28 protein-coding genes are annotated in these 23505 nt (G+C 71.6%); 14 read left to right on the top strand and 14 right to left on the bottom strand.

Annotation, left to right across the window (positions count from 1 at the left end):
* Window positions 1–33: 33 nt before the first annotated feature.
* From ACWFRU_RS18460 to ACWFRU_RS18445, 4 genes are all read right to left on the bottom strand, one after another.
* Complete coding sequence (locus tag ACWFRU_RS18460; RefSeq protein WP_453688161.1) at window positions 34–1089, bottom strand: lactonase family protein; 1056 nt, start codon at window positions 1087–1089, stop codon at window positions 34–36.
* A 73-nt stretch (window positions 1090–1162) separates the two neighbouring features.
* On the bottom strand, window positions 1163–2341 hold the full coding sequence (locus ACWFRU_RS18455; RefSeq protein ID WP_453688159.1) for a nitric oxide synthase oxygenase: 1179 nt from the start codon (window positions 2339–2341) through the stop codon (window positions 1163–1165).
* A gap of 224 nt (window positions 2342–2565) precedes the next feature.
* Complete coding sequence (locus ACWFRU_RS18450) at window positions 2566–2799, bottom strand: XRE family transcriptional regulator (RefSeq protein WP_453688157.1); 234 nt, start codon at window positions 2797–2799, stop codon at window positions 2566–2568.
* Window positions 2800–2881: 82 nt separating this feature from the next.
* Window positions 2882–3316, bottom strand: coding sequence for an ATP-binding protein (locus ACWFRU_RS18445; protein WP_453688155.1), 435 nt, complete (start codon window positions 3314–3316; stop codon window positions 2882–2884).
* Window positions 3317–3526: 210 nt separating this feature from the next.
* Between ACWFRU_RS18445 and ACWFRU_RS18440 the strand changes: the two genes are divergently transcribed.
* Window positions 3527–4375, top strand: coding sequence for an RNA polymerase sigma factor SigF (locus ACWFRU_RS18440; RefSeq protein WP_453688153.1), 849 nt, complete (start codon window positions 3527–3529; stop codon window positions 4373–4375).
* Window positions 4376–4501: 126 nt separating this feature from the next.
* Window positions 4502–4924 carry a DUF6003 family protein gene (locus tag ACWFRU_RS18435; RefSeq protein WP_453688151.1) on the top strand — a complete coding sequence of 141 codons (423 nt, stop codon included), beginning with the start codon at window positions 4502–4504 and terminating at the stop codon, window positions 4922–4924.
* 45 nt (window positions 4925–4969) lie between these two features.
* Here ACWFRU_RS18435 and ACWFRU_RS18430 read toward each other — a convergent pair whose 3' ends face one another.
* From ACWFRU_RS18430 to ACWFRU_RS18415, 4 genes are all read right to left on the bottom strand, one after another.
* A complete protein-coding gene (locus ACWFRU_RS18430; RefSeq protein ID WP_453688149.1) occupies window positions 4970–5533 on the bottom strand; it encodes a VanZ family protein in 564 nt (187 codons plus the stop codon).
* Between the two features lie 88 nt (window positions 5534–5621).
* The gene (locus ACWFRU_RS18425) at window positions 5622–6014 is read right to left on the bottom strand and encodes a DUF2267 domain-containing protein (RefSeq protein WP_453688148.1); all 393 of its coding nucleotides are present in this window, start codon (window positions 6012–6014) and stop codon (window positions 5622–5624) included.
* Window positions 5986–6744 (bottom strand): GAF domain-containing protein, encoded by a 759-nt coding sequence (locus ACWFRU_RS18420; protein ID WP_453688146.1) that lies wholly within the window; start codon window positions 6742–6744, stop codon window positions 5986–5988. The genes ACWFRU_RS18425 and ACWFRU_RS18420 overlap by 29 nt, the downstream gene beginning before the upstream one ends.
* A gap of 237 nt (window positions 6745–6981) precedes the next feature.
* On the bottom strand, window positions 6982–8490 hold the full coding sequence (locus ACWFRU_RS18415) for an FUSC family protein (protein ID WP_453688144.1): 1509 nt from the start codon (window positions 8488–8490) through the stop codon (window positions 6982–6984).
* A gap of 288 nt (window positions 8491–8778) precedes the next feature.
* Here ACWFRU_RS18415 and ACWFRU_RS18410 point away from each other — a divergent pair, with 288 nt between their 5' ends.
* Complete coding sequence (locus ACWFRU_RS18410; RefSeq protein ID WP_363206519.1) at window positions 8779–8925, top strand: hypothetical protein; 147 nt, start codon at window positions 8779–8781, stop codon at window positions 8923–8925.
* Window positions 8926–8934: 9 nt separating this feature from the next.
* On the opposite strand, the gene ACWFRU_RS18405 is transcribed toward ACWFRU_RS18410, so the two are convergent.
* Window positions 8935–9330: an STAS domain-containing protein gene (locus ACWFRU_RS18405; protein WP_453688142.1), complete on the bottom strand. Its 396-nt coding sequence runs from the start codon at window positions 9328–9330 to the stop codon at window positions 8935–8937.
* A 102-nt stretch (window positions 9331–9432) separates the two neighbouring features.
* Entirely contained in the window at window positions 9433–10278 is an 846-nt protein-coding gene (locus ACWFRU_RS18400) for an RNA polymerase sigma factor SigF (RefSeq protein WP_453688306.1), read from the bottom strand.
* Window positions 10279–10626: 348 nt separating this feature from the next.
* On the opposite strand from ACWFRU_RS18400, the gene ACWFRU_RS18395 reads away from it, so the two are divergent.
* The 8 genes from ACWFRU_RS18395 to ACWFRU_RS18360 all read left to right on the top strand — a co-directional run bounded on the left by ACWFRU_RS18395 (window position 10627) and on the right by ACWFRU_RS18360 (window position 15869).
* The gene (locus ACWFRU_RS18395; protein ID WP_453688140.1) at window positions 10627–11214 is read left to right on the top strand and encodes a PRC-barrel domain-containing protein; all 588 of its coding nucleotides are present in this window, start codon (window positions 10627–10629) and stop codon (window positions 11212–11214) included.
* The gene (locus tag ACWFRU_RS18390) at window positions 11211–11666 is read left to right on the top strand and encodes a PRC-barrel domain-containing protein (protein ID WP_453688138.1); all 456 of its coding nucleotides are present in this window, start codon (window positions 11211–11213) and stop codon (window positions 11664–11666) included. The genes ACWFRU_RS18395 and ACWFRU_RS18390 overlap by 4 nt, the downstream gene beginning before the upstream one ends.
* Window positions 11667–11737: 71 nt before the next feature.
* Window positions 11738–12121, top strand: a complete 384-nt coding sequence (locus ACWFRU_RS18385; RefSeq protein WP_453688136.1) for an FhaA domain-containing protein — start codon at window positions 11738–11740, stop codon at window positions 12119–12121.
* A gap of 350 nt (window positions 12122–12471) precedes the next feature.
* Window positions 12472–12675, top strand: coding sequence for a cold-shock protein (locus ACWFRU_RS18380; RefSeq protein WP_453688134.1), 204 nt, complete (start codon window positions 12472–12474; stop codon window positions 12673–12675).
* 287 nt (window positions 12676–12962) lie between these two features.
* Entirely contained in the window at window positions 12963–14459 is a 1497-nt protein-coding gene (locus ACWFRU_RS18375; RefSeq protein ID WP_453688133.1) for a DEAD/DEAH box helicase, read from the top strand.
* 93 nt (window positions 14460–14552) lie between these two features.
* Window positions 14553–14732, top strand: a complete 180-nt coding sequence (locus tag ACWFRU_RS18370) for a hypothetical protein (RefSeq protein ID WP_453688131.1) — start codon at window positions 14553–14555, stop codon at window positions 14730–14732.
* A 48-nt stretch (window positions 14733–14780) separates the two neighbouring features.
* Window positions 14781–15089 carry an SCO5918 family protein gene (locus ACWFRU_RS18365; RefSeq protein ID WP_453688129.1) on the top strand — a complete coding sequence of 103 codons (309 nt, stop codon included), beginning with the start codon at window positions 14781–14783 and terminating at the stop codon, window positions 15087–15089.
* A 441-nt stretch (window positions 15090–15530) separates the two neighbouring features.
* A complete protein-coding gene (locus tag ACWFRU_RS18360) occupies window positions 15531–15869 on the top strand; it encodes a helix-turn-helix domain-containing protein (protein ID WP_453688127.1) in 339 nt (112 codons plus the stop codon).
* A gap of 47 nt (window positions 15870–15916) precedes the next feature.
* Here the strand turns inward: ACWFRU_RS18360 and ACWFRU_RS18355 are convergent, their stop codons facing one another.
* On the bottom strand, window positions 15917–16501 hold the full coding sequence (locus ACWFRU_RS18355; protein WP_453688304.1) for a PAS domain-containing protein: 585 nt from the start codon (window positions 16499–16501) through the stop codon (window positions 15917–15919).
* A gap of 228 nt (window positions 16502–16729) precedes the next feature.
* On the opposite strand from ACWFRU_RS18355, the gene ACWFRU_RS18350 reads away from it, so the two are divergent.
* Window positions 16730–19969, top strand: coding sequence for a bifunctional cytochrome P450/NADPH--P450 reductase (locus ACWFRU_RS18350; RefSeq protein WP_453688125.1), 3240 nt, complete (start codon window positions 16730–16732; stop codon window positions 19967–19969).
* Between the two features lie 34 nt (window positions 19970–20003).
* Here ACWFRU_RS18350 and ACWFRU_RS18345 read toward each other — a convergent pair whose 3' ends face one another.
* Both ACWFRU_RS18345 and ACWFRU_RS18340 read right to left on the bottom strand, forming a co-directional pair.
* Window positions 20004–20657 carry an HAD family hydrolase gene (locus tag ACWFRU_RS18345; RefSeq protein WP_453688123.1) on the bottom strand — a complete coding sequence of 218 codons (654 nt, stop codon included), beginning with the start codon at window positions 20655–20657 and terminating at the stop codon, window positions 20004–20006.
* Entirely contained in the window at window positions 20650–21243 is a 594-nt protein-coding gene (locus tag ACWFRU_RS18340) for a PadR family transcriptional regulator (protein ID WP_453688121.1), read from the bottom strand. Before ACWFRU_RS18340 ends, ACWFRU_RS18345 begins: the two co-directional genes overlap by 8 nt.
* A gap of 84 nt (window positions 21244–21327) precedes the next feature.
* Here ACWFRU_RS18340 and ACWFRU_RS18335 point away from each other — a divergent pair, with 84 nt between their 5' ends.
* Window positions 21328–21720 carry a nuclear transport factor 2 family protein gene (locus ACWFRU_RS18335; RefSeq protein ID WP_453688119.1) on the top strand — a complete coding sequence of 131 codons (393 nt, stop codon included), beginning with the start codon at window positions 21328–21330 and terminating at the stop codon, window positions 21718–21720.
* Window positions 21721–21735: 15 nt separating this feature from the next.
* Here ACWFRU_RS18335 and ACWFRU_RS18330 read toward each other — a convergent pair whose 3' ends face one another.
* Entirely contained in the window at window positions 21736–22698 is a 963-nt protein-coding gene (locus ACWFRU_RS18330; protein WP_453688117.1) for a LysR family transcriptional regulator, read from the bottom strand.
* 109 nt (window positions 22699–22807) lie between these two features.
* Here ACWFRU_RS18330 and ACWFRU_RS18325 point away from each other — a divergent pair, with 109 nt between their 5' ends.
* Window positions 22808–23503 (top strand): type 1 glutamine amidotransferase domain-containing protein, encoded by a 696-nt coding sequence (locus tag ACWFRU_RS18325; protein WP_453688115.1) that lies wholly within the window; start codon window positions 22808–22810, stop codon window positions 23501–23503.
* The last annotated feature ends 2 nt before the right edge of the window (window positions 23504–23505 follow it).

Genomic DNA, 23505 nt, shown 5'->3' with positions numbered 1-23505 from the left:
GGCGGGCCCATCGGCGTACGCGGGCGCGGTGGCTCAGTTGAAGACCACGCAGGAGGCGGCCGGCGCCTCGATCGAACCCGCGCGCCGCGGAATGCCCGTCTCCGGGTCCACGGCGAACCAGGTCACGTCGCCGGAGCGCTCGTTGGCCGCGTACAGGAACCGCCCCGACGGATCGATGGCCAGGTCGCGCGGCCAGTGACCGCCGCACGGCACGGTGGCGGTGAGCCGTGGCCGCGTCCCCGCCTCGTCGAGGGCGAGCACCGAGATGACGTCCTGGCCGCGGGTCGCGGTCCACAGGAAGCGGCCGTCGGGGGCGATGACGACCTCGGAGGGGTACGCCTCGCCGTCGCCGTCCGTGGGGCCCGGCAGGACGGCCGCCTCGCCGAGCGGCTTGAGTGTCCCCTCGGCGGCGTCCCAGGCGCAGATGGTGAGGGTGGGGGCGAGCTCGTTCAGGACGTAGGCGCGCTCGCCGCGCGGGTGGAACACGAGATGGCGCGGTCCCGAACCGGGCCGCAGCGCGACCTCGCGGCGCAGGGTCGGCTCACCCGCCGCCGAGAGCTCGCAGACGCGTACGGAATCGGTGCCGAGGTCGACGCTCACCACCCACCGGCCGCTCGGGTCGGGCAGGACCTGGTGGGCGTGCGGACGCTGCTGACGCTGCGGGTGGGGTCCCGAGCCGGTGTGCGCCAAGACGCCGGAGGGGGCGGGCGCGAGGCTGCCGTCTGAGCGCACGGGCAGGGCGGTGACACTGCCCGAGCCGTAGTTGGCGGTCAGGACGTGCCCGGCGTGCAGGGCCAGATGGGTGGGCGCGTCCCCGCCGACCGCGACGGGCGGCCCGGTCTGCTCGGGCTTGTCGCCGTCGAGGCGGTACGCGACGACGGCTCCGTCGGTGGTCTCGCTGACGGCGTAGAGGGTGTTGCCCGCCGCCGACAGCGCGAGGTAGGAGGGGTCGGCGACGGTCTCCGTGGCGCCGAGAACGGTCAGCGCGCCGCTGTCCGGGTCGACGGCCGCGGTGAGGATACCGGCCCCGCCCGCCGCGGTAAAGGACCCGATGTACGCCCGTTGACTGTCGCCGTGCCTGCCGACCACTGCGTTCCCCTCTCGACTGCGGACCGAGCACCGCGTTCGGGGGGCGCTCGTGCGGCAGACGCTAGCAGGCGGTCTAGACCAAGGCGCCGTGGCTTTCGCCGCGCGTCCTCGCGAGCGCCGCCGGGTGGTGGACGTAGGCGGGGTGCCGCTCGACCAGGTCGTACGTGCGATGGAAGACGGGGGTCGCGCTGCCGGACAGGGGCGGCACGATCCAGGACCAGTCGGCGCCGACGGTGCGGCCCTTGCGCTCCTCGCGGCCGACGTGGGTCAGGAAGCGCCGTGACTCGGTGTGGTGGTCGGCGATGGTCACACCGGCCCGGTCGAAGGAGTGGAGCACCGCACGGTTGAGCTCGACGAGGGCGCGGTCCTTCCAGAGCGAGCGGTCGCTCGCCGTGTCGAGCCCCAGCCGTTCGGCGACGCGCGGCAGCAGGTCGTAGCGGTCGCTGTCGGCGAGGTTGCGGGCGCCGATCTCGGTGCCCATGTACCAGCCGTTGAAGGGCGCCGTGGGGTAGCAGACTCCCCCGATCTCCAGGCACATGCAGGCCAGCGCGGGCACGGCGTGCCACCGCAGCCCCAGACCCGCCCACCAGGCGTACTCGGGGTGCTCGATGGGCACTTCGAGCACGGCGTCGGGCGGCAGCCGGAACCATCGGGGTACGCCGTCGGCGCCCTGGACGATCAGGGGCAGGACGTCGAAGGGGGTACCGGGACCGCCCGGCCAGCCGAGGCCGCGCGCGAACGCGGTGATCCCGGCGTTGCGCGGGTCCCCGACGACGCCGCCGCCCGGGCGCGGGTATCCGGCGTACCTGATGAGCTGCTCGTTCCAGATGCGTGGCCCGGGGCGGCCGGGCGCGTCGGGCGCGAAGACGGTGATGAGGGGCCTGATCCGCCGCCCGCCGCCGACGGCCTCTCGCAGGTGATCCGCGGACGCGGCGGCGATGTCCTCGGCGCGGGTCAGCTCCCTGCGGTCCAGGACGCGCAGGGAGCGCCAGTAGAGGCGTCCGATGCAGCGTGCGGCGTTGCGCCAGGCGAGCCGGGCGCCGAACACGAGTTCCTCGTGGGTGTGGCGGTACGTCCCTGTCTCCGCGATCTCGGCGAACACCTGGGCGATGCGTGGCCCTGGATCACCGTGACCGGCCTCGCCGTGGTGCAGCCGGATGAACTCGGCGGCGTCCCGGCGCAGGGCGGGCCCGGACGGGGGCGCGGCGGCGGCACGCTGGTGGGGGCCGGCGGGGATGGCGGCATTCCGCATGGTGCACCCCCAGGGGCGGCTGCGGGGGCACGAACCGCTCCCGCGCGGCTCGCGCGTCTGTTAGCCGCGGGACTACCCCGTCGACGGGGTGATCCACCCTGTATGTGCCCGGTGCACATGCCTCAGAAGGGGGCGAGGTGTCCACGCCGCGACCGTGCGCGGCAGGTCGGCGGGGGCTTCGCGCTCAAGGGGAGGCTTTCGCCGTCAGGGAGAGGCTTCCGCGGTCACGGGGAGGTTGCCGCGGCCTTGTGCCGCGCGGCGTCTTTGATCGCGGGCAGTGCGAGGGCGCCGGCCAGTTCGGCCAGTTCCTCGTCGGTCGGGCGGACGGGCCCCTCTGCGCCGTCCTCCGCGAAGGCCCGGATGCGTGGGGTGCGGATCCCGGTCTTGTCCGCGAGCGCCTGCGGCGTCAGACGACGGCGGCGCATGGTCTGTTGGAGTAGCTGAGACAGGTCGTCCATTGACCCCTCCTGCCCCGCCCGCGCGCTCTCATTCCGTGCTCCTGCGCACACGGCGTGCGCCACGCGGCGGCGCGGGCCGTGGCTAGCGGGGCAGCACGGCCCGGATGGTCTTGCCGTTCGGCCCCCTCGTGACGGTGACCGTCCTGGCCATGTGCTGGACCATGGGCCAGCCGAATCCCCCGGTGCCGCCCGCCAGGTCGGGCGCCCGCTCCTGCGGCGGTCGCGGATCGGCGTCGCCGACCGTCACGGCCACCCCGTCCGGCTCCGCCTCCAGGCGCAGGGAACACGACGTCCCGCGCGCGTGCCGTATGGCGTTGGTGACGAGTTCGGAGACCGCGAGCTCGATGCTCACGACGTCCTGGGGTCGCATGGCCGGGCGGAGCCCGTCCACGAAAGCGCGTGCGAAGTCCCGGGCGTGGGCGACGGATTCCGGCCGCTTGTCGAAAACCGCTCCGTCCGCCGGTCCGGTGTCCAGGTACGGCGGACCTGTGTCCAGTCGCGTCCCGTGCGTCCTCATGAGCCCTCCTCGTACGGGTTGTCCTCGGTCCGAATATGGGATGGCCGCTGTCCGAGATGCACACTTGCCCGCAATACGGGGTCTGTAACGCTCCGGCAGAAAACGGATCTTGTTGCAAAGTGACGCGCATGAAGCGCCGACGTGCGGGTACGCGCGCTTCACCGGCCGGTCGGGGGACGACGGAGGGCCGGCGGACAGGGGAGGGACTTCATGACAACGGCCACCGGTACATCCACGGGCACGGACATCGCGGAACTGCCGGAGATCGTCTCTCCCCAGGAGATCGGGCCCAAGGACGCGCGCGACCTGTCGAAGCTGTTCTTCACCCGGCTCGCCACGCTCGAAGAGGGCACGCACGAGTACCAGTACGCCCGCAACACCCTCGTCGAGATGAACATGTCGCTGGTCCGGTACGCCGCGGGAAGGTTCCGGCACCGCGGCGACGACATGGAGGACATCGTCCAGGTCGGCACGATCGGCCTGATCAAGGCCATCGACCGCTTCGAGCTCTCCCGCGAGGTCCAGTTCGCCACGTTCGCCGTGCCGTACATCGTCGGGGAGATCAAGCGGTTCTTCCGCGACACCTCCTGGGCCGTCCACGTCCCGCGCCGCCTCCAGGAGGCCCGCGTCGAACTCGCCAAGGCCACCGACGAGCTCAGCACCCGCCTCGGCCGCGCCCCCAAGGTCAGCGAACTGGCCGAGCTGATGAACCTCACCGAGGACGAGGTCATCGAGGCCCGCACGGCGGCCAACGGATACAACTCCACCTCCCTGGACGCGACGCTGCACAGCAGTGACCGCGACGACAACGAGGCGCCCCTCGCCGACTTCATCGGCGCCGAGGACCCCGCCATGGAGCTCGTGGAGGACTTCCACGCCCTGTCCCCGCTGCTCGCCCAGCTCAGCGAGCGCGACCGGCAGATCCTGCGCATGCGCTTCGTGGACGAGCTCACCCAGTCGCAGATCGGCGAACGCCTCGGCGTCTCCCAGATGCACGTCTCGCGCCTGCTCTCCCGCACCCTGTCCCGCCTGCGCGAAGGCATGCTCACCACGCACTGACGCCCTCATGGCAAGAGGGCGGGTGAAGGCAGGCTGTGGGCCGTCGGCGGGCGCTAGCATCAGTGCACCGCTGACGTTTGATCCAGTGCACCGCTGATGTCCGAAAGAGAAGGCGACTCCCCCACGATGGCCGACGACGCATACCTCTTCCTCCTCCCCGAGCGGCACCCCAGGCTGGGCACGGCGCTCGCCGCCGTCGGCGCGCTCGAGTGCTCGGAGACCCCCGCCGTACACGGCTGGCTCCAGGCTCACGACGCGTCGGCCTCGTCCGAGCTGGTCCGCATCCTGCCCGCCGAATCGGAGGCATTGATCCCCGAGGACGCCGAGCGCCTGCTCGTGCCGTTGAGCGAGGAGGAGGCGCTGCGGGTCCAGCAGGAGTGCGCGCCCCAGTCCGTCACGGACATGGAGGGCGAACTCCTGGAGTACCGCGAGACGACCCAGGACTGGGAGGCCCTGGTGCACCGGGCGCTGGCCGCGGGCATTCCCGCGCCCCGCATCGCCCGGCTCACCGGCCTCGACCCACAGGAGATCGGCCGCCTGACCGCGTGACCGGCGGCCGTGCGGTCATCGGCCCTGCGGTCATCGGCCGTGCGGTCAGCGGGCGTCGGTGGACCGCTTCGTGAAGCGGTGCCACCAATGCCGGCGGCGGGGGTGCACGGCGCGGCCGAGCCTGCGGCCGATCAGCAGGTAACCGAGCACGGCGCCCGTGGTGTTGAGCAGCACGTCGTCGACGTCGAAGGCTCGCCCGGTGACCAAGAAGCCCTGGGCGAGCTCGACAAGGAACATCACCAGGGCCGTGACGGCTATGACGCGTATGAGTCCCCGGGCGCGCGGCACGAGCACCGGCAGCAGCATGCCGAACGGCAGGCCGAGCACGATGTTGCCGCCGAGCTGTTTGACGGTGTCACGGAACGCGGGCTGGTCGAGGTAGTCGCGGATCGAGTTGCCGGGACGCAGATTGCTGTGCGTCAGGGACTCGGAGGCGACCGAGGGTTCCAGCGTGAGGCGGGCGAGCAGCACGGCGAAGACCACCGTTCCCGCGAAGGCAAGCAGCATGGCCGTCGCCCGCGCCCACCCGGAGAGCGGGGGTGCCGTACCAGGAGCGCTCCGGCCCCCTGTTTCCTTGGTGGTCTTGCCCTGCGGAACTGTCCGTGCCATCACGAGCCTCCATTTCAGGGGGTCTTCTGTCTGCGTCTTCCCTCGCGCGCGCGGTGGATCCGCTTCCGGTCGGTTTTCCGTACGCGGATCACACGGGGTCCGTACGGCCGAACAGTCCGGCGTGCCCCGGCGGGAGCTGCGTGATGATGCGGCGCAGCAGGGCGTCGTCGGCGACCTCCGCGACGGTGGCGAGCACCGCGGTGACGGCTCGGCGCGCCTGCCGGGCGTCGGCGTCGACCCGTGCGCCCACCGCCGCGACGAAGGCCTCGGGCGTCAGGGGTTCGCCGGCCGGTGAGCCGTCGGTGAGCAGCGATCCGCACTGCCGGGGCAGCAGGCGGGCGAGGTCGGTGCGGTCGTCCCCCACCAAGTGCTCGCCCAGGACCTCCAGGACACCCTGCACCGCTCCGGCGGCCTGCTGCCGGTCCGCGTAACCCGCGCGTTCCCCGACACGGTCAAGCAGCACTTCCACGGGCGCAGTCATGGCCGCTCCTCTTCTCGTGCAGGTCGTCGTGGTGGGCGCGGGACGGCTGCAGGACGGTGTCGGCCACGTCGAGCAACGAGAGGCCGTCGCGCGCGCTCACCTTCTGCAGCCACGCCAGCCCTTCGGCCACGGCGCACTCCTGACGGGCCGCCACGTAGTCCGCCGCCCGGTGGATGCGCTCCCAGCGTGCCGCGCGTGTGCTGGTGGTCCACACCGGGCGCCGGCAGCCGGTGCCCGCGTCGTGCACGGGCCGCCAGCGCAGCAGTGCCTCCAGTGCCAGGCCCGCGGCGCGCTGCGCGTGCGTGATGTGGTCGGAGGTCACGTCGGTGCACTCGGTGTAGTAGAGGCACAGCACGCCGACCGGGGTGTGCCGGGCGTGCAGCGGGAGCGCGAGTACCCGCCGGGTGCCCGGCAGTTCCTCGGCCAGGGGCGGGCCGGTGCGGCACGGGTAGTCGCGCAGGTCCGGCACGAACACGGGCTGCATTCCCAGCGCGGCGCTGACCGAGGGGCCGTCGGCGCGGGTGAACTGTGCGGCCTCGGCCTGCAGGGCCGGTTCGTCGGTGGCGTGCAGGAGTTGCCAGTGTTCGAGGCGGGGCAGCCAGGAGAGGGCCGCACGTTGCGCGCCCATCGACTGCGTGAACGCGGTACAGAGCCGGTTGGGCAGCGCGCGTCGCCCGACGGCTGCCGCGACCGACACGTCATGCACGATCGTCGGTGGTTCCTCCGGCATGGTCAGCATCCCTCTCCGTCGCGTGCCTCAGGGTCCGGCAGCACCCCCGGGACACAGGCGCACGGTGGGGGCCGGCGCCCGAAGGAGCGGAAGTTCGTCTACCACGCGATGCGCCGACTCATGTCTCGTCGGCCGGAGTCGACGATCGAAACCGTTGAACGGCGTGGTCGCTCCGGGCTCCGTCACGGAGGGAAGACGGAGGGAAGGCGGAGGGAAGACGGAGGGGAAGGTGCCTGCTCAGGCCCCCATCAGGGGCGTACGGGTCGAACTGCGCAGCGGCACGGCCAATTCGACGAGCGCCTTCTCCAGGCCGTGCAGATGGGCCAGTACGGGCTCCACGGTGGAGGGGTGCGGCAGGGCGGCGGCGTCGGTGGCCGGCGCACGTGCGGCGTCCGGCGCGGTGAGCGCCTCCACCGCGGCTTCCACGCGCCAGCAGGCGGCGGCGAGCCGGTCGTCGTGCGAGGCCTCGGGGTCGGCGGCGATCGAGGCAAGACCGCGCACCTCGCGGGCGCAGGCGTCGAGCAGCGCGAGCACCTGCCGGGCGCGTTCCTTGCGGGCCCGCAGCGGGCTGAACGGGTGCACCAGCGGCGCGAGCGAGATCCGCACCTTCCCGAGGAGCTGTTCGAGCTCGGCGACGAGCGGCGCGGGGTCGGCGCTCCCGGAGCCTGCGAGCCGGGCGGCGGCCTCCGCCGTGCAGGCGTGCACGCACCGCAGGGCGCGCTCGATCCAGGCGTTGGTCGTGGCGTGCGTGGTGACGGGCAGGACGAAGAGGACAGCGAGGACGGCGCCGAGCGCGCCCACGCCGGTCTCCGCGACCCGCAGGGCGAGCAGCCCCGGGTCCAGCACCCCGAGGAGCCCGTAGAGCACCCCGGCCATCACGGTGACCGCGAGCATCATCCAGGTGTAGGAGACCGCCGCGGTGTAGAAGATCCCGAAGACGCTGACGGCGACGATGATCGCCGAGGGCACGGGCGCGCCGTGCAGCGGTATCGCGAGGACGAAGCCCGCGCCGATGCCGATGACCGTGCCGAGGACGCGCCGGAAACCGCGCACCAGCGTCTCCCCGCTCGACGCGGTGTTCACGAAGACCCACCAAGTGGCGCCCACGGCCCAGTACCACCGCTCGTGGGAGAGGACCTGGCCGGCCGCGAGCGCGAAGGCACCGCCGAGTGTCGCCTGGACCGCCTGCCGGGTGGTCGTCCTGGCCAGTCCCGTGCCGCCGGGCGGCGCGGGCACGACCGGGGGCGGCAGGCGGCGCTCGTAGCACCAGGCCCCGAAGCGCACGGCCGAGGAGGCGCACAGGGACAGCACGATGGCCGCGAACAACTCGGGCAGTTGCCCCGGCCCCGTGTGCAGGAACTGCGTCGCGAAGAACATCATGAACGCGAACACCCCGAGCGAGTGCCCGCGCGGCCCCCACCGCCGCGCGTACACGCCCGCGCCCATCACGGCCAGGAAGGCGACGTCCCGCGCCACGGGCACGTCGTGCAGCCCCGCCGCGAGCGCGAGGACGGGGAACCCGACCACCGGCAGCAGAAGAGTGGTGACGGCCTGCCGCTTCACCGTCGCGTCGCTCACGGTGAACAGGGCGAGCAGCGCCGCGAGCCCACCGGTGATCGCCGCGACCAGCGAGTGCCCGGCCAGACCGCACACGGCCACCGCCAGCGCGATGCCGATGACGGCCCGCAGAGCGAACCGCAGCCGCGCCCGCCCCGGATCCGGCGCCACGAACACCCTCTTCAGCACGGCTACCCCGCCCCTTCCGCCTCCGGCTCGACCTGCCCGCATGAAAAAGGCGCCGCGGGGATCCGCAGCGCCATCGACAGAAACATTTCACCATCCGGAGCCCGACTGGCTCAACCGGCCCCGATTCCACTGAGCCATTGGCCCACTCCCCCGCCCGCATCCCGTACCAGGAGAGGGCCAACGGATCACCGAGGGGCCACGTGACGGCCAGGGCGTAAGTCCCACGGGCCGGGGTACTCGCCGAGGGCGCCGCCGTACGCTGACAGATCTCGATTTTTAGGAGTCGGCATGCCTGGAGTCATCAACCGCATCAAGCAGTTCGTCCGCAGCCCCCAGGGACAGCGCACGATCCAGCAGGCCCGTCGCGCCTCGGCCGATCCCAGGAAGCGGGCCCAGGCCAAGCGCATGCTCGGCAAGTTCGGAGGACGTCGCTGAGCCGTCCGTTCAGGGCTCGGCCGGCGGCCACTGGGGGCGCTGGTCGGCCGGGAGGGTCTGCAGGGCCTGGCCGACCGTGCGGTGGGCGGGGAGCAGTTCCGTGCTGCCGGTCAGCGTCAGCATCTCCGACAGCCGTCGCCCCGCCCCCGCGAGCAGCAACTTGCCCTCGCGGCGGGCGAGCAGCCAGCGAACGGCGAGCAGGCAGTTGAGCCCGCGCGAGTCGCAGAACATCAGCGCCGTCACGTCCAGGACCAGATGCCGGTGCCCGGCCTCGACGGAAGCGCCGAGGGTACGCAGAAAGTACTCCTCGCAGGACTGGTCGAGTTCGCCGCTGACCCGCAGCACCGCGGAGTCGGAGCAACTCGCGAGCTCGGTGATGGTCAGGCGATGGGTCTCAGTGGACATCACACCCCCATGAGCCATCGTACCGAGATCAGCCCAGTGGCCTCTCCCGAAACAGCTCCGCGCGGCGCGTCCCCCGTTGCCCCTGCCTCTTGACCTGCGCGGCTACCTCTTGTCGGTGAGCTTGGCCCGCAGCCGCCCGAGGGTCCGGCTGAGGATGCGCGAGACATGCATCTGGGAGATGCCCAGCTCCGCACCGATCTCACTCTGCGTCATGTCGGCGGCGAAGCGCATCGCGAGGATCTTGCGTTCGCGGGCCGGCAGCGCGGCGATGAGCGGCTTCAGGGAGTGCAGGTCCTCGACCTTGTCCAGGGCCGGGTCGCTGTAGCCGACGTGGTCGGCCAGCGTGTCGTCCGAGTCGACGCCGTCGGCCGGGAAGTCCAGGGAGGCCGTGGTGTAGCCGTTGGCCGCGGTGAGGCCCTCGCTGATCTCGGCCTCGTCGAGGTCCAGGTGCTCGGCGAGTTCGGCCGTGGTCGGGGCGTGGCCGTTGGCCTGTTCGAGGTCGGTGGTGGCCTTCACCAGGTCGAGGCGGAGTTCCTGCAGCCGCCTCGGGACGCGGACGGCCCAGGTGGTGTCGCGGAAGAAGCGCTTGATCTCGCCCATGATCGTCGGCAGCGCGAAGGTGGTGAACTCCACGCCGCGCTGGAGATCGAAGCGGTTGATCGCCTTGATCAGACCGATCGTGCCGACCTGCACGACGTCCTCGTACGACTCATCGCGCGGGCGCATCCGATGCGCCGCGTACTGCACGAGGTTGAGGTTCAGCTCCACCAGGGAGTTGCGTACGTACGCGTGCTCGGGTGTCCCTTCCTCCAGCTCGTCCAGGCGGGCGAAGAGCGCCTTGGACAGGGTCCGGAGGTCGGCCGTGCGCCGACTGACCGTGTGCGGCCCGATGTCCGTCGGTTCGGCTGCGGGGTCGGGGCCGGCGGTATGTCGTTCGGCGTACGACATCGTGGATGCTGTGCTGCTGGTCGTCGGGGCCACCTTCGTCACTCCCGGTCCAGAGGGCGCCCTCCGGGCGAGAGCGCGTCGTGCACGGGCTCTTACCCACCATCTCCCGTTACATTCCCGTGACTTGACTCTCCGTGTCCCCGTATAGGAAGCGCCTTTCGGGGAACTCGACTCGACCGTGGGATGACACGGGAGGTGGACGGCTGTGATCTGGTGGATGTGGCTGGCCGTGGTACTCGTCGCACTGCTCCTGCTGGCCGGTGCGGTCCTCGGGGTTCAGGCGAAACGCCGCGGCGGCGGCGCGATCGTGGTCCGGCGGGGGCGTCGGGCGGGACGCGAGGGGATTCGATGATCACCTTGATGCTCGTCGCCGACCTCACCAAGCGGCCCGTGGTCACGCTCGGCGGTGAGGCGGTGGCCCAGGTCAAGGACACCGTCTTCGACGCGTCGGGCGGACAGATCACCGGTTTCACGCTGGCGGGCCGCGGGCTGCTGGCCGGCCCGCTCAAGCAGAGCCTGCCCTGGTCCGGCGTCCACGCCCTGGGGCCGGACGCGGTGATGATCCCTTCCGCTGAGGTACTTCAGGCCAGGGACGCGGTGGTGGACAGGGGCGAGGCCGACACCGGCCAGGTGCGTGGCGCCCGCGTACTCAGCGACGGCGGGCTGGAGTTGGGCACCGTGCTGGACGCGGTGGTGGAGAGCGGCGTCAGCGGCCGGGTGGCCGGCTTCGAGATCGCGACCACCGAGGCGATGGGCCGCCACGAGCGCAAGGCGTTCCTGCCCGCGCACGGGCAACTGGCCATGACCGGGGACACGCTGGTGATCCCGGCCGGGCTCGCCGGGCAAGCGGTGGACGACCTGGACGCGCTGACCGCGGCATGGCACCGCAACCTGGCCGCGGGTGAGACGGAACTCCGGAAGGGGCACGAGCGATGATGCTGCTCAGCCAGGTCCTCGGGCATCCGGTCATCGGCGCCGATGACGCGCGGCCCGCGGGCGAGGTGGCCGGACTCGGCATCGATCCGCGGACCCGGCGGATCACGGAGCTGTATCTGCGGGGCGCCAAGAACGGCGGCGACAGCGTTCCCTGGGCGCAGGTGCGCGGGATGGGGCCGGACGCCGTGATCATCGAAAACGCCGCCGCCGCGGCCGAGGCGGTGCGCGGCGGTTCGCACTCCCGCGCGCACAAGAGGCTGCTGGGCAAGCGGGTTCTCACCGACTTCGGCGAGGACATCGGCACGCTCACCGAAGTCACGTTCGACCCGGAGACCGGCGACGTCGGCGATCTCTACGTCGGACGCGAACAGGTCCCCGGCAGCCGCCTCGTGGGCCTGGGCCCCTACGCACTGGTCCTCGGCGCCGAAATCCCGCCCACGCCCGCGGGTTGATCCACCCCGCGCAAGGGCGGCCACCCCTTTGGGGGAGAGTGCGCACCCGGCCGTCGGGCAGCAGAAGCGCCATGCGAGTCATCAGCCTGATCGAACACGCCATGGAGCGCTGGACAGCCACCCTGTGGACGCTGCTGCTCCCACCGAAACAGAAGCGCGGGGAAGTGGTCGCCATACTGCGCAGGCAGTGCGACGACAGCGCGTTGATCCTCGGCCGCGAGCGCGTCCTCGTGCCCAACTCGTTCGTCATCGACCTGCCCCCGGAGAGCCACCGGCAGCTGACCACCGCCGGCACGGAGCTGAACCGCTACCTCGCCGCCCAGGTCCACCGCCACGCCGCCGAGCAGGGCTACACGTTCGCCGGGCCCGTGGCCGTCAGCCTGCGCTCGGCCGTTGGTGACGCGGTCGGCAGGTTCCAGATCCACGGACAGATCGCCCCGCAGAAGAGGGGGTGATCCACGGGCCCGGCGCCCTGCCGGCCCTCCGCCGAGCCCCTGCCGCAGAAACGCTGCGTTTCGAGCGGAGCAATATGTGTGCCCGCCGTGAGAGAAATCAGCGGCAGGCGCTCTGAGCATTTCTCGCACGACGCCCGGAACGCGTTTATTGACCACGCGGCGCAGGCCACACCGTGCTACTGTCGATCTCAGTTGCAGTTGTGGTTCCCAAAAAACTTCAAGTGCCCTCACCGCCTTTTCGGCCGGTGGGAGCACTTTTGTATTTCCGGTCATTTCCGGCGGGGTAATCATCGCGGCGACGCGGAGTCAGCACAGTGCGGCTCCGGGCACTGCCCCGAAGGAGATTAGACATGGCTAACGGCACCGTGAAGTGGTTCAACTCGGAAAAGGGCTTCGGCTTCATCGAGCAGGACGGCGGCGGCCCTGACGTCTTCGCCCACTACTCGAACATCGCCGCCCAGGGATTCCGTGAGCTTCTGGAAGGCCAGAAGGTGAGCTTCGACATCGCCCAGGGCCAGAAGGGCCCGACGGCCGAGAACATCGTTCCCGCCTGACGCTCACGCGTACTTCGCAGCTGGGGCCCGCACCTTGGGGTGCGGGCCCCAGCTCGTGCATTTTCAGCATCATCCAGGGTCACCAATTCCTGCGCGCATATCCTCTTTGATCTCGCGCCTGCCGTGCCCTGTACGGAACGCTCGACGTTCCCGCGCATCCGCCCGCAGAACATCGCAGCCGGCCGGATTCGCCTCACGCATTTCATCCGGCCCGTTCTCGCGATTCTCCGCGCTGCATTCACGCTGCGGAATTTCCTTGGTACGAGCCGCATCGAGGAAGGTTCCGCATGAACCGCACACGCTCAAACGACCGCCCGTACCGCGCCCGCTCCGGCTCCGGCTCCGGCTCCGGCTCCGGATCGCGCTCCGGTTCCGGCGCACCCCGCCGTTCCGGTGGCTACGGCCGCCGTCCGTCGGCTCCCCAGGGCGAGTTCGCCCTGCCGGTCACCGTCACCCCCGCCCTCCCGGCCGTCGAGGCGTTCGCGGATCTCGCGATGCCGGCGCCGCTGCTCGCCGCGCTGGGCCGCGAGGGCATGAGCGTGCCGTTCCCGATCCAGGGGGCGACGCTGCCCAACTCCCTCGCCGGCCGTGACGTACTCGGCCGTGGCCGCACCGGTTCGGGCAAGACCCTCGCCTTCGGCCTCGCGCTGCTCGCCCGTACCGAAGGCCAGCGCGCCGAGCCGCGTCAGCCGCTCGCCCTGGTCCTGGTTCCCACCCGCGAGCTGGCCCAGCAGGTCACCGACGCGCTCACGCCGTACGCCCGCGCCCTGCGGCTGAAGCTCGCCACGGTGGTCGGCGGCATGTCGATCGGCAGGCAGGCCGGTGCGCTGCGCGCCGGCGCCGAGGTCGTCGTCGCCACGCCCGGCCGTCTGAAGGACCTCATCGACCGCGGCGACTGCCGGCTGAACCAGGTCGGCATCACCGTCCTGGACGAGGCCGACCAGATGGCCGACATGGGCTTCATGCCCCAGGTCACGGCGCTGCTCGACCAGGTGCGCCCCGAGGGCCAGCGGATGCTGTTCTCGGCCACGCTCGACCGCAACGTCGACCTGCTGGTCCGCCGCTACCTCAACGACCCGGTGGTCCACTCCGTCGACCCCTCGCAGGGTGCGGTCACCACGATGGAGCACCACGTGCTGCACGTGCACGGCGCCGACAAGAACCAGGCCACCACCGAGATCGCGGCCCGCGACGGCCGCGTGATCATGTTCCTGGACACCAAGCACGGCGTCGACCGGCTGACCGAGCACCTGCTGAACAGCGGCGTGCGCGCCGCGGCCCTGCACGGCGGGAAGTCCCAGCCGCAGCGCACGCGCACCCTGACCCAGTTCAAGACCGGTCATGTGACGGTGCTCGTGGCGACCAACGTCGCCGCGCGCGGTATCCACGTCGACAACCTCGACCTGGTGGTGAACGTCGACCCGCCCACCGACCACAAGGACTACCTGCACCGTGGCGGCCGTACGGCACGCGCCGGTGAGTCCGGCAGCGTGGTCACCCTCGTGACACCGGGTCAGCGTCGCGACATGAGCCGTCTGATGGCCGCCGCGGGCATCACCCCGCAGACCACGCAAGTACGTTCCGGCGAGGAGGAGTTGAGCCGCATCACCGGCGCACAGGCTCCTTCGGGCGTCCCGGTCACCATCGCGAGGCCGGTCTCCGAGCGCCCCCGGCGCGGCGGTTCCGCCTCCTCCCGTGGCCGCCGCAGCCGCAGCGCCCAGGACCGCCGCACCGACCGCGCGCCGCGCCGCCCCGCACAGGGACCGGCCAGCTCGGCGGCCTAGAGCTCTCGCGTCCATCAGGCTCATCCACCTTTGCAGGAGGCACCTTTGACACCGGTTCAGGCACCGTCACACGGACCGCAGGTCCGTGACGACATGACCGTCGAGCTCGCCCTGTCGGTGATGGCGGGCGAGGGCGCCCGCCATCTGTTCCTGTGCGACGAGGACGACCAGCGCACGGGCCTGATCACGCGTGCCCGGCTCATCGAGGTCCGTGAAGGCCCCGCCTACACGGACCAGGTCCGCCTACGGGACGTTCTCGCCCTCACGCGTTGAGCCGTCCCGCCCCTGTCAGCCGCCCCATCTCCGTACCTGTGAGGCACCATGCGCTGCGTCATCGCCCGTTTCCCGTTCGACCTCACCAAGGCTGGGGTGCTCGACGCCATGAAGGGGGTCAAGCCCGAGCCCGTCACGGGTGACTCCGTCATCGTCGGCCGCCGCCACTACCCCATCAAGCAGGTGGGCGCGGTGATCACCCGGCAGGACCGGCGTGACTTCAGCGCCGCCGAGGTCACCCGCGCCATGCGGCTGCTCGGCTTCACCTGCCGCACCCCTTCCGAGGACGCCGCCCCGCGCGACCTCACCCCGCTCCAGACGGCGTCGGCCCTGCTCGGCACCCCCACTCCCGTGTAGCGGGAGACGTACGACACGAACACCAGAGCCACGAAGAGGGCCCCGCCGGTTTGCCGGCGGGGCCCTCTTCGTCGTAGCCCGCGCGCATGCTCCAGCGGGGCAGACCACAAAATCTATGCTCGCCACCATAGACATTGGGCGGTCGCATGATTAAGGTTTCTCTCGTAGCTAGTAACCCAGAGGGAGAACGGAGGGAGCAGACGCCATCAGGATCGCCCGGCCCGAGATCGATTCGGCCCGGGTAGCCGCAAGACCCCGGAACGGAAGGTGGTCCTCGGTCAAGCATCTGCGATCCCCGCATTTCCGCCCTCTCGGAGGGCCGGACAGCGGAAACAGGAGGTCGGCGCAGCAATAGGGCCGACAGATGGTGTTGAATTTCCTTCGGGGCCCTGGTGCCGTACGGCACCAGGGCCCCTCGACGCGTTGGCATAACGAGGTGACATGACAGCAGATACCCCGCTCAGTGGTCGTCTGGACGACGACGACTACCCCGCCTACACCATGGGGCGGGCCGCCGAGATGCTCGGCACCACTCCCGGCTTCCTGCGGGCCATCGGTGAGGCCCGCCTGATCACTCCGCTCCGCTCGGAAGGCGGGCACCGGCGGTACTCCCGCTACCAACTGCGGATCGCCGCCCGCGCCCGCGAACTGGTGGACCAGGGGACCCCGGTCGAGGCGGCCTGCCGCATCGTCATCCTCGAGGACCAGCTCGAGGAGGCACAGCGCATCAACGCCGAGTACCGCCGCGCCTCGTCGGGATCGGGCGAAGGCCCGAGCTGAGCCCCGCCCCTCCCGGCAGGTGCCACTCCCCCGGCAGGCAGGCCCGGTCACGCGACCGGAGGCCACACCCCGGGGGCGAGTACCCCCAGCGCGTACGCCCGCGCCACCAGTTCCGTACGGTTCGCCGCGCCCCAGCGCTCGGTCAGGCGGCGCAGGTGGTAGGTGACGCCGTCCGTGGTGAGGCCCGTTCCGCGGGCCGCCTGCGCCGTGGTGGCGCCACCGGCGAGCAGGGCCAGGATGCGGGCCTCGGCCGCGCTGGCGGACTGAGTGGGCTGCGCCGGAGCGGGAGCGTGTTCCTCGCCGAGGACACGCAGCAGCACCAGGAGCCCGGGGACCGCGTCGGCCGTGTCGCTCACCGGCTCCGCCGTCAGCTCGCCGTGGCGGCGCATCCCGTCGGCCGCGTCCCAGCGCACCGCGACGGGGTAGCGCGAGCGGCGCCCAAGGCGCACGGCCTCGGCGATCCGCAGGACCTGCCTCTTCTCCTCGGGGCGGAACAGCTCCAGTACGCTGCGGCCCCGCAGGGAGCCGGAGGTCTCGCCCCATTCCGCCGTCATCGCCGGATTGGCGAGGATGATCGCCCCGTTCGCGTCGCACACCGCGATCGGCATCGGGATGCGGTCGAAGAGGGTCATGGCGCGGTTGCGCCACAGCACGGAGTCCGTGGAGTCCGTGGGGTCCACAGGGAGAATCCTTCCAGGCGGGACAGGGGGGACAGTCGGGGCAGTCGGGAGCCGAGCAGTCAAGAGCAGGGCCTCGTTCTCCGCTACACAATCATGTAGTGGTGCGGCGCGGACCCGTGGGGACCGGCGATCAAGCTGGTCAGGAGTGACTTCCTTACGGCGAAAGGCAGTTGTCACGCCATGCCCCCCACCACCACCGCACCGCTCCCCCAGGACGCCGGCTCCGGCCTCGACGGCGTGCCGCTGATCGACATCTCGGCCACCGGGCCTGGGTCCGCCCCACTGCAGCAGGTCATGGAGCTGGTCCGCCGGCACGGACCCGTGGTGCGACGGCGGCTGCACGGCCGCGACGCGCTGTTCGTGAGCGACCTCGACCTCGTGACCGAGCTGGCCGACGAGACCCGGTTCGCCAAGCACGTCGGGCCCGCCCTGGACAACGTGCGCGAGTTCACCGCCGACGGACTGTTCACCGCGTACAACGACGAGCCCAACTGGGCCCGCGCGCACGACATCCTGATGCCCGCGTTCGCCATGGGTTCGATGCGTACGTACCACCCGATGATGCTGCGTGTCGCGCGGCGGCTCGTCGAGTCGTGGGACCGGGGTGCGCGCGACGGGCGTCCCGTGGACGTGCCGGGCGACATGACCCGGATGACCCTGGACACGATCGGGCTCGCCGGGTTCGGCTACGACTTCGGTTCCTTCGAGCGGGCCGAGCCGCATCCCTTCGTCGACGCCATGGTGCGCTGCCTGGAATGGAGCATGACGCGGCTGAGCCGTACGCCGGGCAGTGACCACTCGGCGGCGGACGCGGCCTTCCGGGCGGACGCCGGATATCTGGCGCGGGTGGTGGACGAGGTCATCTCCACGCGGCAGGACGGCACGCCCGGCGCGGGGACCGCCGAGGACCTGCTCGGGCTGATGCTCAGCGCCTCGCACCCGGGCGATGGCACGAAGCTGGACACCGCCAACATCCGCAACCAGGTCATCACCTTCCTGATCGCGGGGCACGAGACGACGTCCGGCGCGATGTCGTTCGCGCTGTACTACCTGGCCAAGCACCCCGCCGTGCTCGACCTCGTGCGGCGCGAGGTCGACGCCCTGTGGGGCGACGCCGCCGATCCGGAGCCGACGTTCGACGACGTCGGGCGGCTCACGTACACCCGTCAGGTCCTCAACGAGGCGCTGCGGCTGTGGCCGACGGCGGCCGCTTTCGGCCGCCACGCCCGTGAGGACACGCTCCTCGGCGGCCGCATCCCGCTGCGCGAGGGGCAGGGTGTCACCGTCCTGACGCCGATGCTGCACCGGCAGCCCGTGTGGGGCGACAACCCGGAGCTGTACGACCCGGCGCGGTTCACCGCCGAGGCGGAGGCCGCGCGCTCCCCGCACGCGTTCAAGCCGTTCGGCACGGGTGAACGGGCCTGTATCGGGCGGCAGTTCGCGCTGCACGAGGCGACGATGCTGCTCGGGATGCTGGTGCATCGCTACCGGCTGCACGATCACGCCGACTACCGGCTCACCGTGAAGGAGACGCTCACCCTCAAGCCCGACGGCTTCACGCTCACGCTGACGCCACGCACCACCGCCGACCGTGTGCACGGCGAGCTGCCGGGCGTGACGGCCGCTCCCGCCGCGGCTGATCCCGACGCCGCCGCCCTGCCCGCGCGCGTCATGCCCGGCACCCGCGCGCTCTTCCTGCACGGCAGCAACTACGGGACCTGCCGGGACTTCACTGCGCAACTCGCCGACGAGGCCGCGTCGGTGGGCTGCGCGACGGAGGTCGCGTCGCTGGACGAGTACGCCGGAGCTCTCCCCTCCGACCGCCCCGTCATCATCACCGCCGCGTCCTACAACGGCCGGCCCACCGACGACGCCACGGCGTTCGCCTCCTGGCTGGACGGTGCCCCGCAGGCCGTCGCCGAGAGTGTCACCTACGCGGTCCTCGGCGTGGGCGACCGCAACTGGGCCGCCACCTATCAGCACGTCCCGACGCGCTTCGACGAGCGGCTCGCGGAGCTGGGCGGCACCCGGCTCCTGGAGCGTACGGCGGCCGACGCCTCGGGCGATCTCGGCGGCACCGTACGCGAGTTCACCGCGCGGCTGCGCAAGGTCCTCCTGGAGCGGTACGGCGACCCCGACGCGCTGGAGGCCCCGGTCTCCACGGTCTCCACGGTCTCCTCGGACGCGTACGAGGTGCGCGAGCTGACCGGCGGCCCGCTGGACGCGCTCGCCACGCGGCACGGCCTCGTCCCGATGACGGTCAGCGAGGCCCACGACCTCACCGCGCCCGGGTATCCCCGTACGAAGCGCTTCGTACGGATCGCCCTGCCCGAGGGCACGACCTATCGCACCGGCGACCACCTCACCGTGCTGCCCGTCAACGACCCGGCGCTCGTCGAGCGGGCCGCCACCGCTCTCGGGGTGGACCTGGACACCGTCCTCGACATCCGCGCGAGCCGCCCGCGCCGCGACGGCCTCGCCGTCGACCGGCCATTGACGGTACGTCAACTGCTGTCACAGCACGTCGAGTTGCAGGGTCGACCTACCTCTGAACAGCTCGCCGTGCTCGCCGCCGCCAACCCCTGCCCGCCGGAGCGGGCCGAGCTCGCGGCCCTCGCCTCCGACGCCGAGGCCCGCGCGGGTGACGGACGCACACTGCTCGAACTCATCAAGGCCAGTCCTGCCCTGCGCGGGGCCCTGGAGTGGCCGCGGCTGCTCGACGTGCTCACGCCGCTGCGGCCCCGCCACTACTCGGTGTCCTCGTCACCGGGCACCCAGCCCGGCCACGCCGACCTGATGGTCTCCCTCCTGGAGGCACCGTCCCGCTCGGGCAGCGGGCGGTTGTACCGCGGGACGGGCTCCGGTCACCTCAACGGGGTGCGGCCGGGCGACACCGTCCTGGCCAGGGTCCAGCCCTGCCGCGAGGCCTTCCGCATCGACCACGCGGACAGCGCGCCCGTCATCATGGTCGCCGCGGGCACCGGCCTCGCGCCGTTCCGCGGAGCCATCGCGGACCGTGCGGCCCTGATCGCGGCGGGCGGTCAACTCCCGCCCGCCCTGTGCTACTTCGGCTGCGACCACCCGGACGCCGACTTCCTGCACGCGGCGGAACTGCGCGCCGCGGAGGCCGCCGGAGCGGTCTCGCTGCGGCCCGCCTTCAGCGCCGCTCCCGTCGACGGGGTGGCGTTCGTCCAGCACCGCATGGCGGCGGAGGGCGAGGAGGTGTGGGCCCTGCTGACCGCCGGAACCCGGGTGTATGTGTGCGGCGACGGCTCCCGCATGGCTCCGGGCGTACGGGAGGCCCTGCGCGCGCTCCACCGGGAGCGCACACCAGGGGCCACGCCCGAGGACTCCGTCCGCTGGCTGGACGAGCTGACCGCGCAGGGGCGTTACGTGGAGGACGTGTACGCGGCGGGGTAGGGGACGCCCGGGGTAGGGACGCGGGGCGGGCGGCTCACGCCGGGTCTGCGGGGAACAACTCCCGCAAGGCGTGGGCCGTTTCGTCGCTGTGTATGTGGTGCAGGCCCCTGATGCCCAGGCGGGCCGCGCCGGTCAGGTTGTGTTCCAGGTCGTCGATCATGACGCAGGCGGCCGGGTCGACGCCCAGGCGGTCGCAGGCCGTTCGGTAGATGCGGCGGCCCGGCTTGCGGGAGCCGATCCGGCTGGAGATCACCACGACGTCCGCGAGCGCGTCCAGGTCGTATCCCTGGTAGCAGTCGTCGCCGAGGGCGTTCGACACGATCGCCACCGGGACGCCCTGGGCGCGCAGCCCGCTCAGCGCCGCGAGCATCGTCTCGTCCGGTCGCATGCCCGCCCCGATCGCGGTGACGAGGCCCGCGGGTTCGACGTCGACGCCCTTCTCGCGCAGCCGCCTCGCGATGCCCCGCTCGAACTCGGCCTCGCTCATGCGCCCGCACTCGTGCTCCACCAGGAGCGCGGAGGACTCCGTGTCCTCGCGGAAGAGCCGCTCGATCAGGAGCGGATCGTCGCTCACCCGCGTGGACCAGGCCCGGAACGAGTCGAGCACGCTGGTGGTCAGCACCCCGCCGAAGTCGGTGAGCACCGCACGCGGTGGGCCTTCGGCCCTCGCCTCGAGCACCTCATCCATTGCTGCCTCCTGAAGTCCCGCCCTGGGCGGCGTACTCGAATCGTCGGTCGAGGATCTCAAGGACCCGCTCTCCCCAGCGCAGGTTCGACTCCTCCAGGGATCTGCCGGCCATCAGCGTGAGGTAGGGGCCGACGCGTTCGGCCTCTCGTAGGTACGTCTCCTCCTCGCGGCCGCCGAGAAGGTGCAGGCGCAGCCGTTCGTACCGGGCGAGCTTGCCCCGCGACCACTCCATGCGCTCCTCGATCAGCGCGCGGGTGGCGGCCGGGTCGCCGCCGTCCATGGCCTGCACCTTGACCATGAGCTCGTCCCGGATGGCGATGGGCCGGGGCGGCTCGGCGGCGAAGGCGTGCAGGTCCCGCAGGCCGGTGTCGGTGAGCGTGAACATCCGTTTGTTCGGCCTGCGTTCCTGCTGCACCACGCGTGCGTCGATCAGGCCGTCGGCGGCGAGGCGCTCCAGCTCGCGGTAGAGCTGCTGGGGAGTCGCGGACCAGAAGTTCGACACGGAGACGTCGAAGATCTTGGCCAGGTCGTAGCCCGACGACTCGCCCTCCAGGAGCGCCGCCAGAACCGCGTACTTCAGAGACATCTGGACACCGTACACCGATGTGATTACTCTCCTTGGCACCTACTCAACAAGTTGACTATCAACACTTACCCGCGAGGTGTGGGCATGCAGGCTTTCCGCAAGGCCGTCGAGGCCGGCGATCACGCCGCCATCGAGGCGCTCCTGGCCGAGGACATCGTCTTCTCCAGCCCGGTCGTGTTCCGCCCCTACCCGGGCAAGGCGACGACCGCCGCGATCCTGCGCGGCGTGACACGGGTCTTCGAGGATTTCCGGTACGTACGCGAGATCAACGACGCCGGGGGCCGGGACTCCGCGCTCGTCTTCGAGGCACGGGTCGGCGACCGGCAGATCACCGGCTGCGACTTCCTGCATGTGAACGAGGAGGGCCTGATCGACGAGTTCATGGTGATGGTCCGCCCCCTGTCGGCCGCGCAGGCACTCGCGGCGGCCATGGGCGCCCAGTGGGACCGGATCACCCAGGAGGCGGCGGGCGCCTAGGCGGGCGGAGCGCGCCTACCAGGCGCGGGCGGAGCGGATCAGGTGGTCGTGCACGAGGGCGACATGCGGATTGTCCGCGGACCCCGGGCGACGCACCAGGAAGCCGGTGTTGATCGGGGCGTCCTCCGGATCGTGCAGGAGGGTCAGCGCACCGGCGGCCAGGGCGTCGCGGCAGAGGTAGCGGGGCAGTACGGCGAACCCCGCGCCCGCGATGACCGCCGAGAGCACGCCGCGCAGGTCGGGGACCGTGACGGAGGCCTCGCAGGTCAGCCGCTTGCCGAAGACGTGCCGCCAGTAGCGGCGGGCGATCGGCAGGTCATCGGCGTAGCTCACCAGCGGGACGCCGAGCAGCACCCCGGGGCCGTCCGCGGCGATCCGCGCGCCGCCGCCGATGCGCTCGGCCCACCCGGGGGCCGCGACCAGGACGAACTCCTCGTCCGCCAGCGGCACCGAGCTCAGGGAGCGCCCGCGGGGGCGGGCCGTGGCGATCACCAGGTCGTGCCGTCCCGCCCTCAGCTCGTCCAGGAGCCGGTCGGTCAGGCCCGTCGTCACGCGCAGCCTGACCCCCTGCTCGACCAGCGGCGCCAGGGCGGGCAGCGCACAGTGGCAGAGCATCTCCGCCGGGCCCGCCAGATGGACGGGCTCGGCGGGGGCGCCGTCGAAGGGGCCGCCGTGTCCGGTGACCGCGGCGAGGGCATCGAGGGGGTCGACGATCCGGGCGGCGAGCGCGTCCGCGTACGGCGCGGGAGCCACGCCGCGCGGCAGCCGCTCGAAGAGCTCCCGGTCTACCTGCCGCTCAAGGGCCCGGATCTGCGTGGTGACGGTGGGTTGCGAGAGGCCGAGCACCCGGGCCGCGGCGGTGAAGGAACCCGACCGGTACACGGCGAGGAACGTGCGCAGCAGGTTCAGGTCCAGTGACCCGGCCCCCGCGCTCCCCGTGGCTATTCCCGCCGATCCATCGGAATTCCTATCTCCCATATGGGTCAGCCTATTGGAATTCGTTGGGCACACGCGCCTACCTTCGAGAACAGCACCGCCTGACGCTCTGAGCACAGAACGTCAGAGATTCCAGCCTCGGAGAGACACCATGTCCAAGATTCTGTTCGTCGTGACCGGCGCCGACCACTGGACGCTGGCTGACGGCACCCAGCACCCGACCGGCTTCTGGGCCGAGGAGGCCGTCGCGCCGTACGAACGCTTCAAGGCCGCAGGGCACGAGATCGTCGTCGCGACGCCGGGCGGCGTCGTGCCGACCGTCGACCAGGCGAGCCTCGCGCCCGAGTTCAACGGCGGCGAGGAAGGCGCCCAGAAGATCGCCACCACGCTCGCGGAGATCGCCGAGTTCCTGAAGCCCGTCAAGCTGGAGGAGGTCGACCTCGCCGAGTACGCCGCGGTCTTCTACCCCGGCGGCCACGGCCCCATGGAGGACCTCGCCGTCAACGCCGAGTCGGGCAGGCTGCTCAGCTCCGCGCTGGAGATCGGCATGCCGCTCGGCGTCGTCTGCCACGGGCCCGCCGCTCTGCTCGCGGCCACCAAGGAGGACGGCTCCAACGCGTTCGCGGGGTACGAGCTGACCGGCTTCACCAATGCCGAGGAAACGCAGTCCGGCTTCGCCGACAAGGCCAAGTGGCTGCTCCAGGACCGGCTCGTCGCGGCGGGCGTCGACTTCCGGGAGGGCGAGGCGTGGGCCCCCAAGGTGGTCGTCGACCGCAACCTGGTCACCGGCCAGAACCCGGCGTCCTCGGCTCCCCTCGCGGATGAGCTGCTCAAGAAGCTGGCCTGACC

This window comes from Streptomyces sp. NPDC055099, assembly GCF_053607685.1.
This window is presented reverse-complemented; position numbering and strand designations above follow the sequence as displayed.

Coding starts and splice junctions, on each gene's coding strand:
- ACWFRU_RS18370 (WP_453688131.1), top strand. CDS start 14,553: ATGACCGTCGAGCTCGCCCTGTCGGTGATGGCGGGCGAGGGCGCCCGC.
- ACWFRU_RS18385 (WP_453688136.1), top strand. CDS start 11,738: ATGCGAGTCATCAGCCTGATCGAACACGCCATGGAGCGCTGGACAGCC.
- ACWFRU_RS18360 (WP_453688127.1), top strand. CDS start 15,531: ATGACAGCAGATACCCCGCTCAGTGGTCGTCTGGACGACGACGACTAC.
- ACWFRU_RS18390 (WP_453688138.1), top strand. CDS start 11,211: ATGATGCTGCTCAGCCAGGTCCTCGGGCATCCGGTCATCGGCGCCGAT.
- ACWFRU_RS18410 (WP_363206519.1), top strand. CDS start 8,779: ATGCCTGGAGTCATCAACCGCATCAAGCAGTTCGTCCGCAGCCCCCAG.
- ACWFRU_RS18400 (WP_453688306.1), bottom strand. CDS start 10,278: ATGTCGTACGCCGAACGACATACCGCCGGCCCCGACCCCGCAGCCGAA.
- ACWFRU_RS18425 (WP_453688148.1), bottom strand. CDS start 6,014: ATGACTGCGCCCGTGGAAGTGCTGCTTGACCGTGTCGGGGAACGCGCG.
- ACWFRU_RS18350 (WP_453688125.1), top strand. CDS start 16,730: ATGCCCCCCACCACCACCGCACCGCTCCCCCAGGACGCCGGCTCCGGC.
- ACWFRU_RS18330 (WP_453688117.1), bottom strand. CDS start 22,698: ATGGGAGATAGGAATTCCGATGGATCGGCGGGAATAGCCACGGGGAGC.
- ACWFRU_RS18405 (WP_453688142.1), bottom strand. CDS start 9,330: ATGTCCACTGAGACCCATCGCCTGACCATCACCGAGCTCGCGAGTTGC.
- ACWFRU_RS18380 (WP_453688134.1), top strand. CDS start 12,472: ATGGCTAACGGCACCGTGAAGTGGTTCAACTCGGAAAAGGGCTTCGGC.
- ACWFRU_RS18430 (WP_453688149.1), bottom strand. CDS start 5,533: ATGGCACGGACAGTTCCGCAGGGCAAGACCACCAAGGAAACAGGGGGC.
- ACWFRU_RS18365 (WP_453688129.1), top strand. CDS start 14,781: ATGCGCTGCGTCATCGCCCGTTTCCCGTTCGACCTCACCAAGGCTGGG.
- ACWFRU_RS18435 (WP_453688151.1), top strand. CDS start 4,502: ATGGCCGACGACGCATACCTCTTCCTCCTCCCCGAGCGGCACCCCAGG.
- ACWFRU_RS18340 (WP_453688121.1), bottom strand. CDS start 21,243: ATGTCTCTGAAGTACGCGGTTCTGGCGGCGCTCCTGGAGGGCGAGTCG.
- ACWFRU_RS18375 (WP_453688133.1), top strand. CDS start 12,963: ATGAACCGCACACGCTCAAACGACCGCCCGTACCGCGCCCGCTCCGGC.
- ACWFRU_RS18440 (WP_453688153.1), top strand. CDS start 3,527: ATGACAACGGCCACCGGTACATCCACGGGCACGGACATCGCGGAACTG.
- ACWFRU_RS18450 (WP_453688157.1), bottom strand. CDS start 2,799: ATGGACGACCTGTCTCAGCTACTCCAACAGACCATGCGCCGCCGTCGT.
- ACWFRU_RS18455 (WP_453688159.1), bottom strand. CDS start 2,341: ATGCGGAATGCCGCCATCCCCGCCGGCCCCCACCAGCGTGCCGCCGCC.
- ACWFRU_RS18420 (WP_453688146.1), bottom strand. CDS start 6,744: ATGCCGGAGGAACCACCGACGATCGTGCATGACGTGTCGGTCGCGGCA.
- ACWFRU_RS18445 (WP_453688155.1), bottom strand. CDS start 3,316: ATGAGGACGCACGGGACGCGACTGGACACAGGTCCGCCGTACCTGGAC.
- ACWFRU_RS18345 (WP_453688123.1), bottom strand. CDS start 20,657: ATGGATGAGGTGCTCGAGGCGAGGGCCGAAGGCCCACCGCGTGCGGTG.
- ACWFRU_RS18355 (WP_453688304.1), bottom strand. CDS start 16,501: ATGACCCTCTTCGACCGCATCCCGATGCCGATCGCGGTGTGCGACGCG.
- ACWFRU_RS18395 (WP_453688140.1), top strand. CDS start 10,627: ATGATCACCTTGATGCTCGTCGCCGACCTCACCAAGCGGCCCGTGGTC.
- ACWFRU_RS18325 (WP_453688115.1), top strand. CDS start 22,808: ATGTCCAAGATTCTGTTCGTCGTGACCGGCGCCGACCACTGGACGCTG.
- ACWFRU_RS18335 (WP_453688119.1), top strand. CDS start 21,328: ATGCAGGCTTTCCGCAAGGCCGTCGAGGCCGGCGATCACGCCGCCATC.